Genomic DNA, 7,240 nt, shown 5'->3' with positions numbered 1-7,240 from the left:
AAGGTGGAGGGCTTCTGTTGCAAGGCGCCCTCCGGGCCCCGCCTAGCGCTGCTAAGACGCTAGGAGTTTAGGTCGAAATCTATCGGGTCGCTTACGCGGCCAAACGGACTTCTTCAGCGAAGTTATCGTTCGCATTTAGATTAAGGCCCGAAACGGTGGGCCAAGCCGGAAGAAAGCAACACCTTTAGACGTCTGTCGATGCTGATCGGCCCCGCACTTGCCCGCGATAACCGGGGGAAAGATTTGGTGGAGCCGCCGGGAATCGCACCCGGGTCCAGTCCGCTTATTACGTGCGCGTTTATCCTCATAGTCGGGCCGAAACCCGACAGGACACATATAGGTCCTATGGGTTCACATTTGAAGAACCGATCGAAAAAACAGGCTCCCGACCGCTCACGATGCGCCAACGGCCGGCCGGTTTCGTGGATCGCCGCGGTTTCTACGCCAGCGGGTTAGGGACGGGCCGCCGCTTGCGCCTAGCCTTGCGTCCATCGCCGTTCCCGCTCTTGAAGGCCTCCCAATGCACCCGCTCCTCTACGCCGCCCGTCCCCTCGTGATGGACTTCCTAGCCACCATCGTCTTCCTGATCCTGGTGGCGCTGAAGGTCGATCCGACCCTGGCCGCCAGCGTGGCCATCGCCATCGGAGTGGGGCAGGTGGCGGTGCTCAAGCTCACCGGCCGGCCGGTGGCGCCCTTGCAGTGGCTGGGTCTGGGCCTGGTCCTGGTGTTCGGCGCGGCCAGCCTGCTGACCCACGACATCCGCTTCCTGATGGTCAAGCCGACGGTCATCTACCTGCTGGTGGGGGGCTTCATGCTCCAGCGCGGCTGGATGATGCGCTACATGCCCCCCATCGCCTCCGGACACGGCGAGGATGTGATGGTGGTCTTCGGCTATGTCTGGGCCGGCTTGATGCTGACCACCGCCGTGGCCAACGCCGTGGTGGCCGTCGCCTTCACCGATCATTGGGTGGCCTTCATGGCGATCTTCCCCACGGCCTCGAAGATCGCCCTGTTCGGGGTTCAGTACCTGACCATGCGCGCCATCGTCCGCCGCCGCGTCCTGGCGGCCAGGGCGGCGCCGGAGGCGGCGCTGGCCTGAGCCTCAGGCGCTGGCGCGGCCAGCGGCGGCCTTGGCCAGGAGATCGCCGATCAGGGTCTCCTTGTAGCGCTTGAGCAGGGCGAAGGAGCGTTCGACCTCCGCCCGGTCGCCGGTGACCAGCAACTCCATGGCCAGGCCGCGCATGGCGGCCATGTGCAGGCCCACCATGGCCTCGATGGCCTCGCGGTCCTGGACGCCGATCTCCTGGGCCAGGGCCCACATGCGCTCGCGGCGGTTCTGCTCGATGCTGTTGAACATGTCGGGCAGTTTGGCGGCCAGCACCTGGTCGGAGCGGGCGGCCATCATGATCTCCAGCTTGGCCATGGCCGGCGCCTGGGTCAGCATCCGCCAGGTCAGGTCGGTCCGCGACATGAAATAGGCCAACTTGTCGTCGTCGTCGTTCAGGGCCGGCGGCTGGCTGGACCGCTCGTCGGCGCCCGAGGCGTAGGCCACCACCGCCAGCATCAGATCCACCTTGGACGGGAACTGGTGCAGCATGCCGCCGCGGCTCACCCCCGCCGCCTCGGCGATGGTCGATAGCGTGGTGGCCGAGTAGCCCAGGCGGTTGAGGCAATCGACGGCGGCGTCGATCAGCCGGGCGCGCATGGAGGCGGTGCGCTCGGCCTGGCTGCGCCGGACCTCCGTCGCGATGACCGCCTTGTCCGTCATGATCCGTGGGCCCCTAACCTTGCGCCAATCTGGCGATGTTCCGCAGCGACAGGCAAGCGCGCGGAAAAGGGCGCCGGCGCACACTGCGCGCCGGCGCCAGTGCCCAGACGATCTGTGCGACCGTGTGGGAGGACCTCGGTGATGGGTGAATCTTCGCGCCCGATCTCGGAGCGCGACGCCTGCGCGAATCCGCGCAGACGCCGGCGCCGAAGGTGAGCCATGGCGCCCGCGGCGTCCTTGCGGAGCCGCCGGCGCCGAGCCGTCTGAATGTCAAAATCATCCACGTCAAAACTAACCAGCGCAGCCCCGACCATAATTGGCCCGAGATGCAAAATCCAAAAATCTATCAATAAAATCAAATATATACTGGCGATAAATGGATCGCCTGCCGTTTCCAAATCCCCGTCTGGGCCAAACCTTCGCCGAGCCCCGTGGGGCTTGGCCGGTCGGCCGCGTTTCGTGAGGGGAAATGACCACCACGCGTGGGCGGCGTCAACAAACAAACCGACCAAACGGTCTGTTTTTCACGAAGCTGTGTCAGCCCTAGAAGCGCTCGGCCCCGCGGGTGATGGACAGCACCCCGGTGCGCGACAGCTCCACCAGGCCCAGCGGCCGCATCAGGTCGACGAACTTGTCGATCTTCGACGAGGCGCCGGTCAGCTCGAAGATGAAGCTGTCGATGGTTGTGTCCAGCACCTTGGCGCGGAAGATGTCGGCGATGCGCAGGGCCTCGACCCGGTCGCCGCCGGACCCCTTCACCTTCACCAGGGCCAGCTCCCGCTCCAGGCCGTTGGGGTCGCGGGTGATGTCCTGCACGTGGCGCGTGGCCACCATCTTCTCGAGCTGGGCCTCGATCTGCATCAGCACGTGCGGGGTGCCTCGCGTGACGATGGTGACGCGGCTGGTATGGGCCCGCCGGTCGGTCTCGGCCACCGTCAGGCTCTCGATATTGTAGCCGCGGGCCGCGAACAGCCCCACCAGCCGGTGTAGAACGCCGGGCTCGTTGTCCACCAAGATGGCGAAGGTCGCCAGGCTCTCGGCCTCTTCCGAGGGCGTCAGGTCATAGACGGAGGCGGGCTGGGTGTCGGACATGTGGAGTCTCGCGGAAAGCTTCGGAAACGACCTCTCACATGCGCGCGGACGGGGCAACCTCGCCCGACGCCAGGGGCGCCGCCTGGGGATCGCCGCCCGCTTCGATGCCGGCGCGCGCGTGGGCCAGTTGCTGGTCCAGGCGCTGGATCTGGGCGAGCAGGGCCTGGCGCTCGGTCATCCAGGGCCAGTGCGGACTGGCGCGGCCCCGGGGCAGGGTCTCGCTCAGGAAGGCCAGCATGGCCTGACGGCGCGCGGCCTCGGCGGCGGGCTGGGCGGAGGCCGCGGCGATGGCCTCGCCATAGAGGGTCTCCAGGCGGTCCAGCATCGGTTCCAGATCGGCGAATTCCCGCACCCGCTCGCTCACCCGTCCCGCCTCGGCGGCGTCGTATAGCGTGATCTCGGCGGCGATCGCCTCGACGGTCACCGGATTGACCAGGCTGCGCAGGCCGAAGTTCAGGTCGCGCAGGCGCTCGACATTGTTCGACGTCACCAGCCCGGCCAGGCCGCGGGCGTCGCAGACGACCACCGCGGCGCCGGCGCACAGGGCCTCCAGCGCCATGCGCGCGGTGGCGAACACCAGATCGTAGCGGACGAGTTCGGCCTCCGGCGTCGCCACCAGCCGGTCGGCGCCATGGCCAAGCACGTCCAGCTTCACGCCCATCTTCCGACAGGCGGCCTGCAGGATCGGCAGCTGAGCCTTGTTCTTGGTGAAGGCCAGGGCGGTCAGGGGCCGCTGGCCCAAGGCGGCCAGTCGCGCGGGAATGCGCCGCAGGTCCACGGCGTTGTGGAGGATCTCCACCCGCTCGGGGGCGATCTGGTCGATCTGGACCAGCCGGTCGCGGACCGCCTCGTCCACGGCCAGGTAGCGGTGAACCTGCGGGAACTTGACCGGACGCTCCTGCCAGAACGGCCAGGCGTGGGACAGCGTCACCACCGGGACCTGCGGAAAGTGCAGGATCGCCTCGGCGGTCTGGACGTAGTGGTGCCCATGGATCACGTCCGGCGCCTCGGCCAGCTGGCCGAGGTCGGAGATCACCGACACGCCCCGCTGGTGAATCTCCCGGGCGGCGTCCCCCAGGTGCGGCGAATAGACGATCGGCCGGTGTCCGCGGCGCTGGAACCCGAGCGCCAGGTCGCGGACCACGCTCTCGGTGCCGCCGCGCCCGTCGAGCCAGACGTTGGTGATGAGGATCTTCAACCGGGGGCCGCTCATACGGTCACCGCGGCGAGCGCCAGGGCGATGGGCTCGACGTGGCTCCAGCGCAGCACCGAGGCGTAGAGCCCTCCGGCCACCCGCGCCTCGCCATACTGCTCGTAGAGGGGTTTCTGCCCCGGGCCGGGGCGGAGGTCCCGCAGGGGGAGCGGGTCATGCAGGGTTTCCAGGGCCAGGATCTCGGGGCCGCCCACATCGATCACCTCGGCCAGATCGTCGGCGATCTCGGGAAAGGCGTGGGCCAGACTCAGCTTGCGCGCCACCTCCTCCTCGTTGAGCGTCAGGCGCAGGCGCTCGGGACCCGGCCGACAGATCCCCATGACGGTGGGGACCACGGGATAGTCGAGCACCTCGACGGCGTGACCCAGCCGCGCGGCGGCGTCCTCGGCGGCGACCCGGACGGTCACGTGCCAGAGATCGTGGACGGCGTTGTAGAACTGCCAGGAGTCGGTCACCACGCGGCCGATCCCGCGCGCCACGAAGCTGTCGGCCAATTGGCGCGCGAGGTCGCGGAAGGGCGCGGCCTCACCGGCCAGGATCCACTCGTAGACCTCCCGGTCCAGGTGCTGGCCGAACACCTCGGCCGGCCTGGCGCCCAGCGCCTCGGCCAGGCCCCGGCTGGCCTCGACCCGGCTGCGCGAGGTCCCGCTGCGGGACCCGGCGGTGAGGATGAAGACGGACGGCCGCGTCTGCTCGATCCACTTCAGCAGCCGCAGCTCATGCCCGGGATGGGCGACGGCCAGGGCCGTCGGGCGCGTCTCGGCGTTGCCGGAAGGGGTACTCAAGGCACAGAACTCGTCGACGGTGGGAGGAGGCGCCGGACCACCAGCGGGGGAGCGCCTGCCTAGAGGTTAAGTCCTTTGATTACCACGCATTTCGGCGTTCTCTCACCTCGATCTACCGTGCGCCATGGGGCCTCGCTACCTGGGGTCGCGATCCCGAAGCACGCCCCACCGTCGCGCCCATCGTCCAAATCCGCGGCCTGGCCCGCCAGGGCGGTGGCGCGCGGCCTGCCTGTCGAAATCGCTGGCCTTCCCCGGCGCCGATGGCGGAGAACGGGCTCAACAACAAGCACGGGAGGCCTCGGGCCATGGCGATTTCACTCTACGACGTCAGCGTCACCTCATTCCTCCAGGTTCTGGGGGGCGTGTCGGGCTTCCTGGACCGGGGCCTGTCCCACTTCACCGACAACAACGTCGATCCCAACGAGGTTGTCGACGCCCGCCTGTTCCCGGACATGCTGCCCTTCTGGTTCCAGATCTCCTCGGTCGCCCACCACTCCCTGGACGCCATCGAGGGCGTGCGGGCCGGGACCTTCTCGCCGGGCGGGGCCTCTCCGCCGCTCTCCTATGCCGACCTGCAGAAGCTGGTGGCCGACGCCCAGGCGGGGCTCAAGGCCCTGGACCCGGCCGAGGTCAACGGCTTCGAGGGCCGCGACATGGCCTTCGTCATGGGCGAGCGCCGCATCCCCTTCACCGCGGAGGGCTTCCTGCTCTCCTTCTCCCTGCCCAACCTGCATTTCCACGCCACCACCGCCTACGACATCCTGCGCACCAAGGGCGTGCCGCTCGGCAAGCGCGACTATCTGGGGGCGATGCGCGTCAAGGCGTAGAGCGTGACATGCACGCAGACCGGGCCCGCATCGCCGCCAACCTCGCGGCCTTCCCGCGCATCGCCCTGGAGACGGGCGAGCGCCGGCGGGCCGCCGTGGCCATCGTGCTGTCGTCCCAGGACGGTGAGCTCACCTATCTGCTGACCCGCCGGGCGCTGACCATGCGGCGGGGCGCGGGCAACTACGCCCTGCCGGGCGGCAACCTGGAGCCGGGCGAGGACGCGGTCACCGCCGCCATCCGCGAGACCTCCGAGGAGCTCGGCGTCGCCATCACGCCCTCCGAGGCGCTGGGGATGCTGGACGATTTCGAGACCCTGGGCGGTCATCTGGTGACGCCGGTGGTGTTCTGGAGCGATGAGACCCTGAGCCTCAATCCCGATCCCAGCGAGGTCGACCGCGCCTGGTTCGAGCCGGTCGAGCGTCTCAACCACCCCGAGGCGCCGATGAGCGAAGCCCACCCGGACGGCGGCGAGCCGATCCTGCGGATGTTCGCCGACGACAACTGGATCAATCCGCCCACGGCGGCCTGGCTCTACCAGTTCCGCGAGGTCGGCCTGCACGGCCGCCACACCCGGGTCGGCACGATTGGCCAGCCGGAGTGGACGGCGCGCTAGCTGGGTCCGGCTAAGCCGGTATAGGATTTCACAGCGGCACAGACCGCACAGGAGAGGGAGCCCATGGCCGCCAAGACATTCCCCGTGGAAGCGGGACACATCCTCATGTTCGCCCGATCGGTCGGCGACGATAACCGGGTCTATTCCGACGCCGACTACGCCAAGACCACCGAGGCCGGCGGCATTATCGCGCCCCCGACCTTCGCCCAGGCCAGCGCCCAGTTCGACCCCGACTATGGCCTGCGCCCAAAGATCGGCCAGCCCTGGTTCGGGTCCGGCAAGAACGCCACCGGCCGCGCGCCCGGTGGTGGCGGCGGCGGTGGTGGTGGGGGTGGCCTCCACGCCGAGCAGCACTTCGAGTACCACCGTCCCCTACGCGCCGGCGACGTGCTCACCGCCACCACGACGCCGGGCAAGACCTGGGAGAAGGAAGGCAAGCGCTCGGGCAAGCTCGTTTTCTCCGAGAGCGTCACCGAATACCGCGACCAGAAGGGCGAACTGGTGATCACCGCGCGCGGCGTCGGTGTCCGCACCGAACGTCCCGTCGAACAGAAGTAGGGGAGGCTTCCATGGCGCTCAGCGCGAAATCACTGAAGGTGGGCGAGGCCCACACCGCCCGTCTGGTGGAAGACCTGAAACGCACCCAGATCGTCCAGTACGCCGGCGCCTCGGGCGACTACAACCCGCTGCACACCGACGAGATCTTCACCACCCAGGTGGCCGGCTATCCGTCGGTCTTCGCCCACGGCATGCTGACCATGGGCATGACCGGCAAGATGCTCACCGACTATGTCGGCGACGCCCGCCTGACCAAGTACGGCGTGCGCTTCACCAGTCAGGTCTGGCCGGGCGACACCCTGGACGCCACGGCCATCCTGAAGGCGATCACCGAGAAGGACGGCGTGAAGCTGGCCGAGTTCGACGTCAAGACGGTCAACCAG

9 protein-coding genes and 1 other RNA gene are annotated in these 7,240 nt (G+C 68.4%); 5 read left to right on the top strand and 5 right to left on the bottom strand.

Going from position 1 to position 7,240, the window contains the following annotated elements:
• Positions 1-2 precede the first annotated feature (2 nt).
• Positions 3-366, bottom strand: a transfer-messenger RNA (tmRNA) gene (ssrA, locus tag Q7T09_RS20360).
• Positions 367-520: 154 nt separating this feature from the next.
• Here ssrA and Q7T09_RS20355 point away from each other — a divergent pair.
• Positions 521-1,099 (top strand): septation protein IspZ, encoded by a 579-nt coding sequence (locus Q7T09_RS20355; RefSeq protein ID WP_304702087.1) that lies wholly within the window; start codon positions 521-523, stop codon positions 1,097-1,099.
• A gap of 3 nt (positions 1,100-1,102) precedes the next feature.
• Here the strand turns inward: Q7T09_RS20355 and Q7T09_RS20350 are convergent, their stop codons facing one another.
• From Q7T09_RS20350 to Q7T09_RS20335, 4 genes are all read right to left on the bottom strand, one after another.
• Positions 1,103-1,768, bottom strand: a complete 666-nt coding sequence (locus Q7T09_RS20350; RefSeq protein ID WP_304702085.1) for a TetR/AcrR family transcriptional regulator — start codon at positions 1,766-1,768, stop codon at positions 1,103-1,105.
• A gap of 543 nt (positions 1,769-2,311) precedes the next feature.
• On the bottom strand, positions 2,312-2,860 hold the full coding sequence (ilvN, locus tag Q7T09_RS20345; RefSeq protein ID WP_304702083.1) for an acetolactate synthase small subunit: 549 nt from the start codon (positions 2,858-2,860) through the stop codon (positions 2,312-2,314).
• Positions 2,861-2,894: 34 nt separating this feature from the next.
• The gene (locus Q7T09_RS20340) at positions 2,895-4,058 is read right to left on the bottom strand and encodes a glycosyltransferase (RefSeq protein ID WP_304702081.1); all 1,164 of its coding nucleotides are present in this window, start codon (positions 4,056-4,058) and stop codon (positions 2,895-2,897) included.
• A gap of 11 nt (positions 4,059-4,069) precedes the next feature.
• The gene (locus tag Q7T09_RS20335) at positions 4,070-4,858 is read right to left on the bottom strand and encodes a hypothetical protein (protein WP_304702080.1); all 789 of its coding nucleotides are present in this window, start codon (positions 4,856-4,858) and stop codon (positions 4,070-4,072) included.
• A 305-nt stretch (positions 4,859-5,163) separates the two neighbouring features.
• On the opposite strand from Q7T09_RS20335, the gene Q7T09_RS20330 reads away from it, so the two are divergent.
• The 4 genes from Q7T09_RS20330 to Q7T09_RS20315 form a co-directional block, all read left to right on the top strand.
• Positions 5,164-5,685 (top strand): DUF1993 family protein, encoded by a 522-nt coding sequence (locus Q7T09_RS20330; RefSeq protein ID WP_304702079.1) that lies wholly within the window; start codon positions 5,164-5,166, stop codon positions 5,683-5,685.
• 8 nt (positions 5,686-5,693) lie between these two features.
• On the top strand, positions 5,694-6,299 hold the full coding sequence (locus Q7T09_RS20325; protein WP_304702078.1) for a CoA pyrophosphatase: 606 nt from the start codon (positions 5,694-5,696) through the stop codon (positions 6,297-6,299).
• 63 nt (positions 6,300-6,362) lie between these two features.
• The gene (locus Q7T09_RS20320; RefSeq protein WP_304702077.1) at positions 6,363-6,857 is read left to right on the top strand and encodes a MaoC family dehydratase N-terminal domain-containing protein; all 495 of its coding nucleotides are present in this window, start codon (positions 6,363-6,365) and stop codon (positions 6,855-6,857) included.
• 11 nt (positions 6,858-6,868) lie between these two features.
• On the top strand, positions 6,869-7,240 hold a 372-nt coding region (locus Q7T09_RS20315; RefSeq protein WP_304702076.1), incomplete at its 3' end, for a MaoC/PaaZ C-terminal domain-containing protein.

Source organism: Phenylobacterium sp. (assembly GCF_030645195.1).
In the GTDB taxonomy this organism is placed as follows: Bacteria; Pseudomonadota; Alphaproteobacteria; order Caulobacterales; family Caulobacteraceae; genus Phenylobacterium.
Note: the sequence above shows the minus strand (reverse complement) of the source record. Positions and strands in the feature narration are given on the sequence as shown.

What these genes read in the sequence shown, in the direction of transcription:
- ilvN (WP_304702083.1), bottom strand. Translation starts at nt 2,860, where the DNA reads ATGTCCGACACCCAGCCCGCCTCCGTCTATGACCTGACGCCCTCGGAA.
- Q7T09_RS20350 (WP_304702085.1), bottom strand. Translation starts at nt 1,768, where the DNA reads ATGACGGACAAGGCGGTCATCGCGACGGAGGTCCGGCGCAGCCAGGCC.
- Q7T09_RS20320 (WP_304702077.1), top strand. Translation starts at nt 6,363, where the DNA reads ATGGCCGCCAAGACATTCCCCGTGGAAGCGGGACACATCCTCATGTTC.
- Q7T09_RS20325 (WP_304702078.1), top strand. Translation starts at nt 5,694, where the DNA reads ATGCACGCAGACCGGGCCCGCATCGCCGCCAACCTCGCGGCCTTCCCG.
- Q7T09_RS20355 (WP_304702087.1), top strand. Translation starts at nt 521, where the DNA reads ATGCACCCGCTCCTCTACGCCGCCCGTCCCCTCGTGATGGACTTCCTA.
- Q7T09_RS20330 (WP_304702079.1), top strand. Translation starts at nt 5,164, where the DNA reads ATGGCGATTTCACTCTACGACGTCAGCGTCACCTCATTCCTCCAGGTT.